This is a genomic window from Achromobacter pulmonis (genome assembly GCF_902859765.1).
Taxonomy (GTDB): domain Bacteria; phylum Pseudomonadota; class Gammaproteobacteria; order Burkholderiales; family Burkholderiaceae_B; genus Achromobacter; species Achromobacter pulmonis.
In genome coordinates this window covers 15,445-29,120 of the sequence record NZ_CADIJV010000005.1, presented here as the reverse complement: position 1 = coordinate 29,120, position 13,676 = coordinate 15,445, and the positions used below count along the sequence as shown (strand labels likewise).

General features: G+C 67.5%; 14 protein-coding genes. 6 read left to right on the top strand and 8 right to left on the bottom strand.

Features of this window, described 5'->3' with window-relative positions:
- Window positions 1–26: 26 nt before the first annotated feature.
- Window positions 27–698: a DUF1028 domain-containing protein gene (locus HV701_RS06320; RefSeq protein ID WP_175132226.1), complete on the bottom strand. Its 672-nt coding sequence runs from the start codon at window positions 696–698 to the stop codon at window positions 27–29.
- Window positions 699–724: 26 nt separating this feature from the next.
- Entirely contained in the window at window positions 725–1,138 is a 414-nt protein-coding gene (locus tag HV701_RS06315; protein WP_175132225.1) for a RidA family protein, read from the bottom strand.
- A gap of 289 nt (window positions 1,139–1,427) precedes the next feature.
- On the opposite strand from HV701_RS06315, the gene HV701_RS06310 reads away from it, so the two are divergent.
- The 3 genes from HV701_RS06310 (at window position 1,428) to HV701_RS06300 (ending at window position 4,225) form a co-directional block, all read left to right on the top strand.
- The gene (locus HV701_RS06310; RefSeq protein WP_175132224.1) at window positions 1,428–2,453 is read left to right on the top strand and encodes an ABC transporter substrate-binding protein; all 1,026 of its coding nucleotides are present in this window, start codon (window positions 1,428–1,430) and stop codon (window positions 2,451–2,453) included.
- Between the two features lie 100 nt (window positions 2,454–2,553).
- Window positions 2,554–3,408 carry an ABC transporter permease gene (locus HV701_RS06305; RefSeq protein WP_175132223.1) on the top strand — a complete coding sequence of 285 codons (855 nt, stop codon included), beginning with the start codon at window positions 2,554–2,556 and terminating at the stop codon, window positions 3,406–3,408.
- A 1-nt stretch (window position 3,409) separates the two neighbouring features.
- The gene (locus tag HV701_RS06300) at window positions 3,410–4,225 is read left to right on the top strand and encodes an ABC transporter permease (RefSeq protein WP_175132222.1); all 816 of its coding nucleotides are present in this window, start codon (window positions 3,410–3,412) and stop codon (window positions 4,223–4,225) included.
- Between the two features lie 75 nt (window positions 4,226–4,300).
- Here HV701_RS06300 and HV701_RS06295 read toward each other — a convergent pair whose 3' ends face one another.
- Genes HV701_RS06295 through HV701_RS06275 form a run of 5 tightly spaced genes read right to left on the bottom strand, consistent with a single transcriptional unit; the run spans window position 4,301 to window position 8,533 of the window.
- Entirely contained in the window at window positions 4,301–5,257 is a 957-nt protein-coding gene (locus HV701_RS06295; protein WP_175132221.1) for a 2-hydroxyacid dehydrogenase, read from the bottom strand.
- Between the two features lie 10 nt (window positions 5,258–5,267).
- A complete protein-coding gene (locus HV701_RS06290) occupies window positions 5,268–5,747 on the bottom strand; it encodes a type II 3-dehydroquinate dehydratase (RefSeq protein ID WP_175132220.1) in 480 nt (159 codons plus the stop codon).
- A gap of 11 nt (window positions 5,748–5,758) precedes the next feature.
- Entirely contained in the window at window positions 5,759–6,379 is a 621-nt protein-coding gene (locus tag HV701_RS06285; RefSeq protein WP_175132219.1) for a glutathione S-transferase, read from the bottom strand.
- A gap of 46 nt (window positions 6,380–6,425) precedes the next feature.
- Entirely contained in the window at window positions 6,426–7,427 is a 1,002-nt protein-coding gene (locus HV701_RS06280; protein ID WP_236755707.1) for an NAD(P)H-quinone oxidoreductase, read from the bottom strand.
- Between the two features lie 2 nt (window positions 7,428–7,429).
- Entirely contained in the window at window positions 7,430–8,533 is a 1,104-nt protein-coding gene (locus tag HV701_RS06275) for an ABC transporter ATP-binding protein (RefSeq protein ID WP_254595126.1), read from the bottom strand.
- Window positions 8,534–8,885: 352 nt separating this feature from the next.
- Here HV701_RS06275 and HV701_RS06270 point away from each other — a divergent pair, with 352 nt between their 5' ends.
- Together HV701_RS06270 and HV701_RS06265 are read left to right on the top strand one after the other, a co-directional pair.
- A complete protein-coding gene (locus HV701_RS06270) occupies window positions 8,886–10,139 on the top strand; it encodes a flavin-containing monooxygenase (RefSeq protein WP_175132217.1) in 1,254 nt (417 codons plus the stop codon).
- A 123-nt stretch (window positions 10,140–10,262) separates the two neighbouring features.
- A complete protein-coding gene (locus HV701_RS06265) occupies window positions 10,263–11,222 on the top strand; it encodes a YihY/virulence factor BrkB family protein (RefSeq protein WP_175132216.1) in 960 nt (319 codons plus the stop codon).
- Window positions 11,223–11,341: 119 nt separating this feature from the next.
- Here the strand turns inward: HV701_RS06265 and HV701_RS06260 are convergent, their stop codons facing one another.
- Window positions 11,342–12,973: a mannitol dehydrogenase family protein gene (locus HV701_RS06260; RefSeq protein ID WP_175132215.1), complete on the bottom strand. Its 1,632-nt coding sequence runs from the start codon at window positions 12,971–12,973 to the stop codon at window positions 11,342–11,344.
- A 269-nt stretch (window positions 12,974–13,242) separates the two neighbouring features.
- Between HV701_RS06260 and HV701_RS06255 the strand changes: the two genes are divergently transcribed.
- On the top strand, window positions 13,243–13,641 hold the full coding sequence (locus tag HV701_RS06255; RefSeq protein ID WP_054415096.1) for a diacylglycerol kinase: 399 nt from the start codon (window positions 13,243–13,245) through the stop codon (window positions 13,639–13,641).
- Window positions 13,642–13,676 lie beyond the last annotated feature (35 nt).

Below are 13,676 nucleotides of genomic sequence, written 5' to 3'. Positions count from 1 at the left end.
TCCTCAGGCGCGTCCGGCTGCCGAACTCAGAGATCCCCCGGCACGCCAAAGCTCGGGGCATCGCGCGGATCGCGGGCCCGCGTCAGGTAGGCGGGAATCTGCGGTTCGTATAGCTTCCAGGCCGCGTACAACGCTTGCACGGGGCCGTCTTCGACCCAGTCCAGGCGCAGGTCGACCATCGGCCAATCCAGGTCCTGGCACACCAGCAGGCCGGCCGAATGCACCGGCCCCGCTTCGCCGCCGGCGGCCTGCCCGGCCAGCAGCGCCAGCATCAGCCGTTCGGCCAACACGCCCTCGGCGCGTTCGAAGGCCGCCAGCATGGCCGCCGGCACCTCGGGCGAGGCCAGCATATTGCCGGCGCAGGCGGCGTGCGCGCCTGCCGCGCTGGCCAGCGTACCCAGCGCGCTGGCGCCGGTGAAGACCGCGGGCGGATGGGTGGCGTCGATCGCCATCAGTTGCCGGTAGTCGATGAACGGGCGTTCCTGCAGCTGCGCCAGCGCCTGGGCCGGGGTGCGTCCGGCGGCCATCAGGTCCAGGGCCAGCGGCCCCAGCGCCGGATCGGTGATGTTCTGGCTGACCGCCGCGCCGACGCCGGCGCGCACGCGTATGCAACGCGCCGCCACGGCGGGCGAGGACGAGGACACGGCGGCGCCGAACTGGCCGGACGCGGGGCAGCGGGCAATGATCGAGAAGGTCATGGTCGAGGGTCTGTCCCTGTAGCGGGTCAGTCGGGTATGACGGCGGTGGCATCGATCTCCACCAGCCACTCGGGACGGGCCAGCGCCGACACCACAATGCCGGTCGAGACCGGAAACACGCCCTTGAGCCAGCGGCCGACCACGCGGTAGACCGCTTCACGATAACGCGGGTCGATGATGTAGATGGTGATCTTGCAGATGTCCTCGATGTCGCCACCGGCCTCCTTGAGCAGCATGGCGATGTTGGCCATGGCCTGCTCGGCCTGGCCCGCGGCGTCGCCGATGCACACGCTTTCGGAGGTATCCAGGTTCTGCCCGATCTGTCCACGCAGGAATACCGTGCTGCCGCGCGCCACCACCGCCTGGCACAGGTCGTTGTCCAGGTTCTGTTCGGGGTAGGTCGCCTTGGTATTGAAGGTGCGGATGCGCTTGTGTTTCATGGCTGCTCGAGAAATGGGCCTGTAGGCAAGGGCGCGCGCTGGACGCCGCGCCGGGACTCCATCTTCGGACCCGGCGCCGCGCCACGCCTATTTGTTTTTTCCGGGGGCCGGTCTCGGAAATTCCGACCCGGGACGCCTGCGGGCCCGCATGCAAGGGTTAACGCGGCGCCTCAGGAATTGCGAGCCAGGCCTAAGGAAAAGGCGACTTGGCCCGCGCCGCCCCCCTCTTTCATCATCTGGGCTCAAGTCGGCGGCGCTCGGCGGACACAAAACACTCAAGGGGTTTGCAATGATTCGACAACTAACCGTAGCCGGTCTTTTCTCAACCGTGCTGCTGGCCAATGTGGCCTGGGCGGAGGATGCGCTCGTGGTCAGCACCTGGGGCGGCAGCTTCCGGGACCTGATCGATGAGAACATCGGCAAGGAATTCACGCGCCAGACCGGCGTGCCCGTCAAGTACATCACGGGCGGCACGATCGACCGCCTGAACAAGGCCAAGCTCGCCAAGACGCCGGAAAGCGACATTACTTTCACCACCTCGCACATCGGCTGGCTGTATGTCGACGGCGGCCTGTTCGAGAAACTCGACACGACCAAGCTGCCGAACTACGCCAACCTGGTGGACCGCGCCAAGGTCAGTCCGTACCACATCGGCAGCTGGGCCTATGTCTACACGATAGGCTACCGCCCCGACCTGGTGCCCAAGGACATCAAGTTCGACAGCTGGAACGATCTGTGGAATCCCGCGCTCAAGGGCAAGCTGTCGGCGCCCGACTTCGATCCCAGCCACATCATCACGGTGGCCGCCCTGCTGTCGGGCGGCACCGCGGCCACATGGGAAAAAGGGGAGGAAAAACTCAAGGCCCTCAAGCCCAACTTCAAGGCGTTCTACACCAACGACGCCAATAGCCAGCAATTGATCGCCACCGGCGAAACCCCGGTGCAGATCCTGTTGTCGATGAACGCCTATTACATGATCGGCCAGGGCGTGCCGATCAAGGTCGCGATGCCCAAGGAAGGCGCCGTGCTCGGCATCGACACCATGGGCATCATGAAAGGCAGCGCCAAGACGGACCTGGCCTACAAATTCATGAACATCGCGCTGTCGCCCGAAGTCCAGTCCAAGATCGTGGCCTACAAGAAGGCCAGCCCGGTCATTACCAATGCCAAGGTTTCCCCCGAAGACGCCGCCTTGCCGGGCGTCTTCACCACCAAGGAGCAATGGGACAAGCAGGCCATCGTCATCGACGACAAGCTGCGCGCGGAGAAGACGGCGACCTGGCGCAAGTGGTTCACCGAGAACATCATGAACTGATGGCGGTGCCGTCCAGCGCCGCGCCCGCGTCCCGGCGATTCGCCTTGCCGGGACGCGGGCATTGCCGCACGCATCAACGCATACGGGAATAAAACGATCTATGAATACGCGTTCCGGCCTGAGGGGATGGCTGATCTCGCCAGCGGGCTTCATCGCACTGTGCATCGTCGTGGCGATGGCCGCGGTACTGCAATTCAGCGTGCGCGCCTTTATCCCCGGTTCGATGGCGGTTGGCGGCCTGACGCTGGCCAACTTCTCCGGACTGGGCAAGTCCATTTACCTGACGGCATTCGCCAACACGCTGCTGCTGAGCATTGAAACCACGCTGTGCTCGCTGCTGGTGGCGTATCCCCTGGCCTATGCCATGGTGCGCGTGCGCAACCGCCTGTTGAAGTCGTTCATCCTGATCGTGTCGATCACGCCGCTGTTCCTGGGCGAGATCGTTCGCACCTATTCGTGGATCATCGTGCTGGGCAGCAACGGTTTCATCAACACCGTCCTGCGCAAACTGGGCGTGATCGACCTGCCGCTGAATCTGATGTTCACGCACCTGGGCGTGCTGATCGCCCTGGTCCACGTCACGATACCGGTAGTGGTCCTGATGCTGGCCACGGCCATTTCGCATATCAACCGCGACTATGAAAAGGCCGCGCAGAGCCTGGGCGCCGGGCCGGTCCGCACCTTTATCACCGTCACGCTGCCGCTGTCCATGCCGGGCATCATCGCCAGTATCACCACCGCCTTCGCCTGGACCTTCAGCGCCTTCGCCACGCCGCAGATGATCGGCGGCGGACGCGTTCCCACCGTTTCCACGCTGGTCTACCAGCTTGGATTCTCTTCGATGAACTTCCCGCTGGCGGCCAGCCTGAGCGTCTCCGGCCTGGCCCTGACGGTCGTGTCCTTGCTGCTGCTGGGCCGCGCCACCAAGCGTCTGAAGGCATTGGGAGCCCACTGACATGACCCATAAATCTTCCCTGGCGCTGCGCCTGGGCGCGCCGCTGCTCATCACGCTGATCCTGGCGTTTGTGCTGCTGCCGGTACTCGTGGTCACGCTGGCCTCGTTCAACGACAAAGCCCTGCTGACCTTTCCGCCACAGAGCTGGTCGCTGCGGTGGTTCACGCGGGTATTCACCTATCCGGACTTCCAGCAGGGTTTTCGCGCCAGCCTGGTGGTCATGGCCTGGACATCGTTCCTGGCGCTGTTCATCGGCACCGCCCTGGCGATTGCCGTCAAGCGCATGGGCTTTCCGGGCAAGGAGCTGCTGCAGGCGATTCTGCTGTCGCCGCTGGTGATCCCGCACTTCACGCTGGGGCTGGGCCTGTTGATCCTGGTGGCCCAGCTGGACATGGACCGCGGCTACGGCCTGGTGATCCTGTGCCATGTGATGCTGGTCCTGCCGTTCGTCATGCGCAGCGTCTATGTCTCCATGGAGAACATCGACGAGCGCCTGGAGCAGGCCGCGGCGAGCCTCGGGGCCTCGCCGCTGAAGGTCATGCTCACCGTGACGGTGCCTCTGCTGGCGCCCGGCCTGTTCGGCGGCTGGCTGTTCGCCGCCATCATGTCCTTCAGCGAATTCACCGCCTCGCTGTTCGTGACCACCCAGGCGACCCAAACGCTGCCGGTAGCCATGTACAACTATGTGCGTGAATTCGCCGACCCGACCCTGGCGGCGCTGTCAGTGGTCTACATCGCCGTGACGGCGAGCCTGCTGGCCTTCGCCAACTATTTCCTGGGGCTGGGCCGCATCCTCAACATCGACGAGACGCACTGAGCGGCGGCACGGAAAAAGGCGGCGTGGACCGGAACGTCCACGCCGCCTTTTTGCCACGCCAAACGACATCGGGCCTCAGTAACCGCGTGTCGGATCGACCTGGTTGTGCGGCACTTCGTCGCGCGAAACGCGCAGGATGTTGTCGGCGATCTGGGCGGCGGCGGAGGCCGGAATCGCCACCGACGCCAGATGCGGCGTGATCAGGACGTTGTCCATCCGCCAGAGCGGATCTTCCGGCGGCAACGGCTCGCGCTCGAACACGTCCAGCGTGGCGGCGCCCAGATGGCCGCTGCGCAGCAGCTCGGTCATCGCGGCCTGGTCGACCAGTGCGCCGCGCGCCACATTCACCAATGCCGCGCCGCGCGGCAGGCGCTGCAACCGCTGGCGATCGAGCAGGCCGCGCGTCTGCGGCGTGAGCGGCAGCATCACCACCAGGATGTCAGCCTGGGCGATCACGGCATCCAGCGTCTGCATGCCGGCATGGCACTGGATACCGTCGATGGCGCGCGGACTGCGCGACCAACCGATAACCGTCAAACCCTGACGCTGCAATTCGCGCGCGGCGTATGCGCCCAGTTCTCCCAGGCCGAGCACCGCCACGCGCGTGTCGGCCGGCGCGCGCGGATGGCGGTACGCCCACTCGCCGCGCCGCTGGGCCTGTTCGAACCAGGGAATGTCGCGCGCGTGGCGCAGCACGGCGAACAGCACGTAGCCGGCCATCATGCGCGCCATGTCCGGATCGGTGATGCGCGTGACCGGCACGCCGGCCGGCAGGTCGTCGCGGCCCACCAGGGAGTCCACGCCAGCGCCCAGGTTGATGATGAGGCGCAGGTTGGGCATGCGGCCGAAGAAGCCCGCCGGGGGCTTCCAGGCCAATGCGTAATGAATGTCGGCCGGGTCGGCGACCTCGCTCGAATGCAGGATGCGCAACCCCGGCAAGCGCGCCCGCAGCGCCTGGCGCCAGGTGTCGAAGTCGTCGAAATCGCTGTAGAACACCAGCGCGCCGGAAGGCGTCGTGTTGTCTGCCCGCATCGCCGCGTCCTCAGGCAAGGCGCGCGATCATGCGCGCCATGGCTTCAATGGCCAGTTCGTAGCCATCGCCGCCCAGGCCGGCGATGACGCCGTCGGCGGCCTTCGAGATATACGAGTGATGACGAAACGGCTCGCGCCGCCAGATATTGCTCATGTGCACCTCGATGATGCGGCCGGGAAACGCCAGCAGCGCGTCCAGGATGGGAACCGAGGAATAGGTCAGGCCCGCGGCGTTGATGATCAGCCCCGGCGCCTGGCCACGCGCCTCCTGGATCCAGTCGACCAGTTGGCCTTCATGGTTGGACTGCAGGAAACTCAGCCCCAGGCCGAGGCTGGCGGCCTTGCGTTCGCAGCGTTCGCGCAATACCGGAAAGCTGTCGCTGCCATAAGTCTTGTTGGCATCCAGGCCATACAGGTTGGCGTTGGGGCCGTTCAGAAACCAGATGGTGCGATCCGGCGTGGGGATGGTGGCGGGCGTCGATGCGTTCATGGACGATGACCTCAAGGTTCGTGGGGGAGCGTGGCCCGCATCGCGGGCAACGTGGCGAAGGCGGCCTCCCAGCGCGCGGCATCCGGATGGCCGGCGCGCCAGTCGAGTTCGGGGAACCGGAAATCCAGATACCCCAGGGCACAGCCCAGCGTGACCTCGCCGATCGTGGGCAGGTCCCGTGCCAGCGCGGGCGCCAGCCGGTCGATGGCGGCCAGGCAGGCCGCCACCTTGGCCAACTGCGCCTCGCGCCAGTCCGGCCACTGCCATTGCGCTGGCCGGGCGGTGTGCTCATAGCGCGCCAGCAGCGCCGCATCGAGCAGGCCATCGCCCAGGGCCTGCCAGGTCAACGCCTGCCAGCGCCGCGTTCCGGCGGGCGGAAAGAGCCCGGGCGCCGCGCCCAGGTCGGCCAGGTATTCGCAGATGACCCGGCTGTCGTACAGCGCCGTGCCATCCGCCAGGATCAGCGTCGGCACCTTGGCCAGCGGGTTGTGCGCCGCGATACGGTCGTCGCGACGCACTGGATGGGCCGCGCTATCGAGCCATTCGATGCGGTCCGCCACGCCGGCGAGATGGGCGCAGGCCATGACCTTGCGAACGTAGGGAGAAGTCGGTGCGTATAGCAGTTTGAGCATGGCGGGTCCGTGCCTTCAATGAAAATCGGAAACCGGCGCGCGGACGTCAGGGACGCAGCACCACCTTGCCGAACACCTCGCCGCTTTCCAGCAGGCGGTGGGCATCGGCCGCCTGCGCCAGCGGCAGGCTGGCGCTCAGTCGCGGCGCGACCCGGCCATCGGCGATCAGCGGCAAGACATGACGCGCCAGCGCCTGGGCCATGCGCGTCTTCTCGGCCACGGTTTGGGGCCGCAAGGTCGAGGAATGCAGGCTGAGTTGCTTTTGCATCAGCACAAGCAGATCGAGCGTGACCGTGGCGCCCTGCAGAAACGACAGGCTCACGTGGCGCCCGCCGAACGCCAGCGCCTGCAGGTTGCGCCGCACGTAGTCGCCGCCCACCACGTCCAGCACCACATCCACGCCGCGCCCCTCGGTCAGGTCGAGGCAGGCCGGCACGAAATCCGTGTCGCGGTAGCACAGCGCATCGACCGCGCCCATTTCCCGCAGCGCCGGCAGGCGCTCGGCGCGGCCCGCGGTTGCGATGACGCGCGCCCCGGCCGCGTGCGCCATGCGGATCGCCAGCGTGCCGATGCCGCCGGCCGCGCCGTGGATCAACACGGTCTCGCCCTGCCGCAGGCGGCCCAGCTCGAAAAGGTTGTGCCACACCGTGAACAGCCCTTCAGGCAGGGCCGCTGCCGCCTCGTCGTCCAGATGCGGCGGCACCGGCAGCGCGTGCTCGACCCGCGCCACGCACCAGGGCGCATATCCGCCGCCCGGCAGCAGGCACATCAGGCGTCGTCCGCGCAGGGTGTCGGGCACGCCCGGACCGCAGGCGGCTACCTCGCCGCAGGCTTCCAGGCCCAGCACATCGGTGACGCCCGCGGCGGGACGGGCCAGGCCCTGGCGCTGCATGATGTCGGGCCGGTTGACGCCGGCGGCGCGCACCCGCAACAGGACTTCGCCCGGGCCGGGTCGCGGCACGGCCCGCTCGGCCAGCGTCAGAACGCCGGCATCGCCCGGCTCGCGCGCCACGACGGCCAACATGGTGGAGGGAAGCGTGCCCGTCATCGTCACGACGCGTCGAAAACGCTGATTCCCTGGCCCGGCAGCGCCAGGCCGGTGACCGCGCCCACCGGCCACTGACGCGGCGCGTCCAGGCCGGCACTGCGTACCATCACACGCTGGTGGCCCGCCACCGGAATATCGACGTCGATGTAGGAATCGATGTGATCGCCCTGGAACACATGGTTGACCACCGTGCCGCTCAGAACCGAGTCGCTGTGCAGATTCTCCAGCCGGATCTGTTCCGGCCGCACGTAAATGTCCAGGCGCCGCCCTTCGTGCGAGCCGCCCACCAGCCGCTCGCGCGGCACGCGGATCAGCCCCGCCCCCAGGCGCAGCAGGATACCGTCGGGATCCGTGCCGTGGTAATGCGCGGGCAGGATGTTCACATCGCCCAGGAACGAGGCCACGAACGGGTCCTGCGGGTTGCGGTACAGCTCGTCGGGCGTGGCGATCTGGCGGATCACGCCGCTGGACATCACGGCAATGCGGTCCGACATGGCCAGCGCCTCGCCCTGGTCGTGGGTCACGAACACGGTGGTCACGCCCAGGCGGCGCTGAATCTCGCGAATCTCCACCTGCATCGCGCCGCGCAGGCCTTTGTCGAGCGCGGAGAACGGCTCGTCCAGCAGCAGGACCTTAGGCCGGATCACCAGCGCGCGCGCCAGCGCCACGCGCTGCTGCTGGCCCCCGGACAGTTCGCGCGGGCGGCGTTGTCCCAGGCCGTCCAGCTTGACCAGCGCCATCGCTTCGCTCACCCGCGCCGCGATCACTTCGGCCGGCAGGCGGCGCATGCGCAAGCCATAGCCGATATTGCGTTCCACCGTCATGTGCGGGAACAAGGCGTAGTTCTGGAACACGATGCCGATCTGGCGCTGATAGGGCGGCAGGTCCGTCACCAGTTGATCCTCGATGAAGATCTCGCCATTGTCGGGATCGGCGAATCCGGCGATCAGGTTCAGCAACGTGGTCTTGCCGCAGCCGGAGGGGCCCAGCAGCGTCAGGAATTCGCCCCGCCGGATCTTCAGCGACAGTTCCTGCAGCACGGTCTGCTGGCGGTATTTCTTGACCACGCCTTCCAGGCTCACCGCGCTGGAGGGTTTCGGGGACACGGGGCTGTTCTGCATAGCGGCTCGCGATTCGTCGACAGGGTTTCCCAGGGCACGCGCGGCACGCGTGCCGCTGCGTCGCTCCAGGAGGCGATGGCTTGCAGCATACGGGAGGCGGGCGCGGCCGGCCGTTAGTGGATACCGATGCCGTCCATCGGAAAAAGCGAAACGCCGCCGCGCCGCCGGGGCCGGGCAGTGATTTGCTTTTTCCTAAGCCCCGCGTCCAAAAAACCAAGTTATCAAGCGCGGCCTTCTGGCCCACACTGCGCCTCATCCATGAGCGGACTTGCTCATGCCCCCGGCGACGAAGCCGCGACGCAGTGGCGCCCCGGCTTCGACACTTCTCAGGAAAAACATGTCAGTGGAAACAACCAATACCCTGGTGATCGGCGCCGGCCAGGCCGGCATCGCCATGAGCGAACACCTCGGCGCGATGGGCATCGACCACATCGTGCTGGAGCGCCGGCGCATCGCCGAGCGCTGGCGGTCGGAACGCTGGGACTCGCTGGTCGCCAACGGCCCGGCCTGGCACGACCGCTTCCCCAACCTGGCATTCGATGACGTCAGTGCCGACACCTTCCCGCCCAAGGAGCGCATGGCCAGGTATTTCGAGGATTACGCCCGGATGATCCAGGCGCCGGTGCGCACCGGCGTTGAAGTGCTGCGGGTCCAGCGCAACCGGAAACGTCCCGGCTTCACCGTCACCACCTCGACGGGCCAGATCGAGGCCCGCCACGTGGTGGCCGCCACCGGCGCCTTCCAGATTCCCAGCTATCCCTCGATCGTGCCGGCACAGGCCGGTATCCAGCAGGTCCACTCGTCGGCCTACAAGAACCCCGCGCAACTGGCCGAAGGCGCGGTGCTGGTAGTGGGCGCAGGAGCCTCGGGATCGCAGATCGCCGAAGAGTTGCGGCGGGCCGGCCGCACCGTCTACCTGTCCGTGGGCGAGCACTACCGCCCGCCCCGCGCCTATCGCGAACGCGACTATTGCTGGTGGCTGGGCGCGCTGGGCATGTGGGACGAGGTCAAGAAAAAGCCCAAGCGCGAACACGTCGCCTTCGCGGTCAGCGGTTACGACAACGGCAAGACCATCGACTTCCGGCGCCTGGCCCATACCGGCATCCAGCTGGTCGGCATCACGCGCGGCTACGCCGATGGCGTCATGACGTTCGAGGAAGGCCTGGCCCGCAACATCGCCCAGGGCGATGCCGACTACTTCGAAGTGCTGCGCGAGGCCGACGCCTACATCGAGGAGAACGGCCTGGACCTGCCTCCCGAACCCGACGCCTGGAAGCTGCTGGAAGACCCCGACTGCCTCACCAACCCCATCCTCAGCCTGGACCTGGCGCAGGCCGGCATCGGCGCCATCGTCTGGGCGACGGGGTTCAAAGTGGATTACAGCTGGATCGACGCCGACATCTTCGACGAACACGGCTACCCGGTGCACAAGCGCGGCATCACCGCCGAGAAGGGCATCTACTTCCTGGGCCTGCCGAACCAGACCAACCGCTCTTCATCCTTCATCTGGGGCGTCTGGCATGACGCGAAGTACATCGCCGATCACATCGGCATCCATTTGAATTACCTGGCTTACGACAAGGCCCGCTAGGGCCGGCCAACCCGGAGCCGCGGCTGGCGCGCCCGCGGCTCCACAGACTTGTTACGTTTCGGGTGGACGGGCCCGGCCGCAACCTCCCTACAATGAGAGGCTCACTGACAACCGCCCAGAGCCATGCGCCTTCCCCAGAGCCTGCGTGTCCTGCGTCCGTCCGAAATCGGCGGGCTGTTGATGGATTCCGCCAACCAATGGTCCACCCATCGCGCCTCCAGCAAGGGCGCGGCACTGGCGCTATACATGGTGTTTTCACTCGCGCCCATGCTGATCCTGGTGATCGCGGTAGCCGGCGCTTTCTTTGGCGAGGACGCGGTGCGCTCGGAGCTGTTCTCGTCGCTGCGCGACCTGACCGGCGAGCGCGGCGCCGAAGTGATCCAGACGGTGCTGGCCAGCGCGCATGAATCCGGCGGCGGCTGGATCGCGGCGCTGATTTCCATCTTCGTGCTGATCTTCAGCGCCACCACGGCCTTCGCCGAATTGAAGGCCAGCCTGGATGATCTCTGGGAGGTCTCCGGCAACCAGAAGGGCGGACTGCACGGCATGGTGCGCAGCCGGGTGCTGTCTTTCGGCCTGGTGCTGGTGCTGGCCCTGTTCCTGTTGATATCGCTGACCGTGAACGCGGCGCTGGGCGCCGCGCGCAAGTACTACGGCGAGCTGTGGGCCGCGTCGGCCTTCGCCACGGTGGCCGACTGGCTCTCCAGCCTGTTTTCGTTTTCGGTCGTGGTGGCGCTGTTCGCCGTGATCTTCAAGCTGCTGCCCAGCGCCCGCATTTCCTGGCGCGACGTGATTCCCGGCGCCATCGTCACGGCGGCGCTGTTCCTGGTGGGCAAGTGGGGCATCGGCGTATACCTGAGCCGAGGCGCCGCGGTGTCGGCATACGGCGCGGCCGGCTCGCTGATCGCGCTGCTGCTGTGGATCTATTACTCGGCGCAGATCTTCTTTTTCGGCGCGGTGTTCACGCGGCAGTTCGCGTTGCGCTTCGGGCGCGCGGCCAACGGCAAGGACACGGCGGCGACGCCCGCATCCGCCTCGGCACCGGACGCCGCCTCACCTGCCCCGCCGCAAGACGCGCCCTGAGATCGGGCAAGGCCGGGCAGCCCTGGAACGGCAGCTCGCGGGCCGTCGTCAACGACGCGCTGCGCCTGCTGCGATCTCCGGACGGATAGCGCCGCGGCCATGGCCACGGCGCCGCGGGTTCACCCGCCGGCGCGGGCCGCCGCTTGCGGGGGGTGCGGCGCGGCATCGGCGTCAGCGCCTTGAGCCACATCGGCCCCTTCCCCGCTGTCGGCCGCGGCGCCGGGCTCGGGCTCGCGCGCCACGGCTTGCAGCGCATGCAGCACCCCGTGTTCGCGCAGGATCTCCAGTTGCGCGGCCAGCGCATTGATGAATACCGGCTTGTCGCCCAGGTCGCCGAACACCGGCCGATACCCCGCCAGCACCAGGGCGCGGCGATACGCGGCCTGCTTGGGCGCGGCCGCCCGCGCGGCCACATCGGCGCGCGCCACCAGCTTGGCCAGCGACTCGGCCAGCGGATCCTCGACCGGATAGCCCGCGCCGTTTTCGTCTTCGCCGCGCAGGTAGTGCAGCCAGGCCGCCACCGCCAGCGCCAGGCGGCGGATATCGTCGCCGCCGCGCAGCCGGTCGCGGATCGCGGCCAGCAGGTGCGGCGGCAGCTTCTGCGAGCCGTCCATCGCCACCTGCCGCGTCGGGTGGGACAGCGCCGCGTTGCCGACCCGCGCCAGGAAGCGCTCGCGGTAGCCTTCCAGGCCGGCCTCCGGGATGCCCTTGAGCGTCGGCGCGATCTCATGGCGCATCAGGTCATCGATGAACCTGCGCAACGCCGGCACCGCCACCGCCTCGCGCATCGTGGCCAGCCCGAGCAGCGCGCCCAGATAGGCCAGCACCGACTGCGGGCCGTCGACCATGCGCAGCTTCAGGCGCTCGTAGGGCGCGGTATTGGCCACGAAAGTCACGCCCGCCGCTTCCCAGGCCGGGCGCCCGGCCGCGAACTTGTCCTCGACCACCCAATTCAGGTAGGGCTCGGCGACCACCGGCCCGACATCCTGCACGCCCAGCCGCCGCGCGATGCGCGCGCGGTCGTCGTCATGGGTGGCCGGCACGATGCGGTCGACCATAGAATTGGGAAAGGTGCAGTGCGCGTCGATCCAGCCGGTCAGGGCCGCGTCCAGCCGCAGCGCGAAGGCCAGCACCAGGCTGCGCAAGGTATCGCCATTGGCCTGCAGGTTGTCGCAGGACAGCAGCGTCAGGGGCGGCAGGCCGCGCTCGCGCCGCAGCGCCAGGCCGTGGACCAGCATGCCGATGGCGCTGCGCGGCCGCACCGGGTTGTCCAGGTCGTGCAGGATGTCAGGGTCGTCCCAGCGCAGGTGTCCGGTGGCGGGTTCGTGGCAATAGCCCTTTTCGGTGATGGTCAGGCTGACGATGCGCGTCTGCGGATAGGCGATGCGTTCCAGCACCGCCTGCGGATCTTCGCCGGCCACCATTACGCGCTGCACCGCGCCGACCACTCGCAGCGACTCGCGCGCTTCGCCGTCCGCGCCGCAGTCGCGCAGCGCCAAGGTGTAGAGGCCATCCTGCGGTGTCAGCGCATCGCGCGCCGCGGGACTGCGCAGCGACACGCCGAGAATGCCCCAGGAGAGATCCTGGCTGGCGCCCATGGCCAGTTCGGTGGCCAGCGCCTGGTGCGCGCGATGAAAGGCGCCCAGCCCCATATGCACGATGCCCGGTGTCAGTCGGCTGCGGTCATAGGGGGGCTTTTCCACGTCCGCGGGCAGGCGTGACAGGGACTCCGTATTCAAGCGTTCGAGCATGGATGGCAATGTCTCAGGGCGCCGCGATGCATCCGCCCCCAGACGGGCGAAGCGGCGCGTTGATAGAAAATTGCACACGGCGGACGCGGACGAAGGCCAACGCCGCGATGCCGCGCGCCGCCAGGGTATCGCATGGCCGCAACGAAGGCAAAAAGTAACGTAGCATTACCCGCACAACGCAGGAGGATTGCCGACCAGTCTCGGATGGCATCACGCCGGCAACCCATATCTGTTAAAAAGCCGCCACACCAGGCCTTCTTACGCTCCCCATGTCGACCAATCCGCACCACTCGCCCTACAAAAGCACCGGCGGCCTGCGCCGCATCCTGAACGCGCTGCGCTATTCGCTGCAGGGCCTGCAGGCCGCCATCAAGTACGAGGCCGCTTTCCGCCAGGAACTGGCGCTGGCCGTGCTGCTGATTCCGGCCGCGTTCTTCCTCGGGCGCACCACGGTCGAAGTATTCTTCCTGATCGGCACCGTGGTGCTGGTGCTGGCGGTGGAGTTGCTCAATTCCGCGATCGAGGCGCTGGCCGACGCCCTGTCGGTCGACACCCACCCGCTGCTGGGCCGGGCCAAGGACCTGGGCAGCGCCGCCGTCATGCTGCTGCTGCTGTTCACGGTGGCGGTCTGGGTGGGCGTGGCGGTCAGCCGTTTCGTGATGCACTGAATTCCGGCGCCGGCTTGCCCGCCAAGGGGTCCGCG

Coding starts and splice junctions, on each gene's coding strand:
- HV701_RS06320 (WP_175132226.1), bottom strand. CDS start 698: ATGACCTTCTCGATCATTGCCCGCTGCCCCGCGTCCGGCCAGTTCGGC.
- HV701_RS06295 (WP_175132221.1), bottom strand. CDS start 5,257: ATGCGGGCAGACAACACGACGCCTTCCGGCGCGCTGGTGTTCTACAGC.
- HV701_RS06280 (WP_236755707.1), bottom strand. CDS start 7,427: ATGACGGGCACGCTTCCCTCCACCATGTTGGCCGTCGTGGCGCGCGAG.
- HV701_RS06310 (WP_175132224.1), top strand. CDS start 1,428: ATGATTCGACAACTAACCGTAGCCGGTCTTTTCTCAACCGTGCTGCTG.
- HV701_RS06300 (WP_175132222.1), top strand. CDS start 3,410: ATGACCCATAAATCTTCCCTGGCGCTGCGCCTGGGCGCGCCGCTGCTC.
- HV701_RS06315 (WP_175132225.1), bottom strand. CDS start 1,138: ATGAAACACAAGCGCATCCGCACCTTCAATACCAAGGCGACCTACCCC.
- HV701_RS06305 (WP_175132223.1), top strand. CDS start 2,554: ATGAATACGCGTTCCGGCCTGAGGGGATGGCTGATCTCGCCAGCGGGC.
- HV701_RS06290 (WP_175132220.1), bottom strand. CDS start 5,747: ATGAACGCATCGACGCCCGCCACCATCCCCACGCCGGATCGCACCATC.
- HV701_RS06255 (WP_054415096.1), top strand. CDS start 13,243: ATGTCGACCAATCCGCACCACTCGCCCTACAAAAGCACCGGCGGCCTG.
- HV701_RS06260 (WP_175132215.1), bottom strand. CDS start 12,973: ATGCTCGAACGCTTGAATACGGAGTCCCTGTCACGCCTGCCCGCGGAC.
- HV701_RS06270 (WP_175132217.1), top strand. CDS start 8,886: ATGTCAGTGGAAACAACCAATACCCTGGTGATCGGCGCCGGCCAGGCC.
- HV701_RS06265 (WP_175132216.1), top strand. CDS start 10,263: ATGCGCCTTCCCCAGAGCCTGCGTGTCCTGCGTCCGTCCGAAATCGGC.
- HV701_RS06285 (WP_175132219.1), bottom strand. CDS start 6,379: ATGCTCAAACTGCTATACGCACCGACTTCTCCCTACGTTCGCAAGGTC.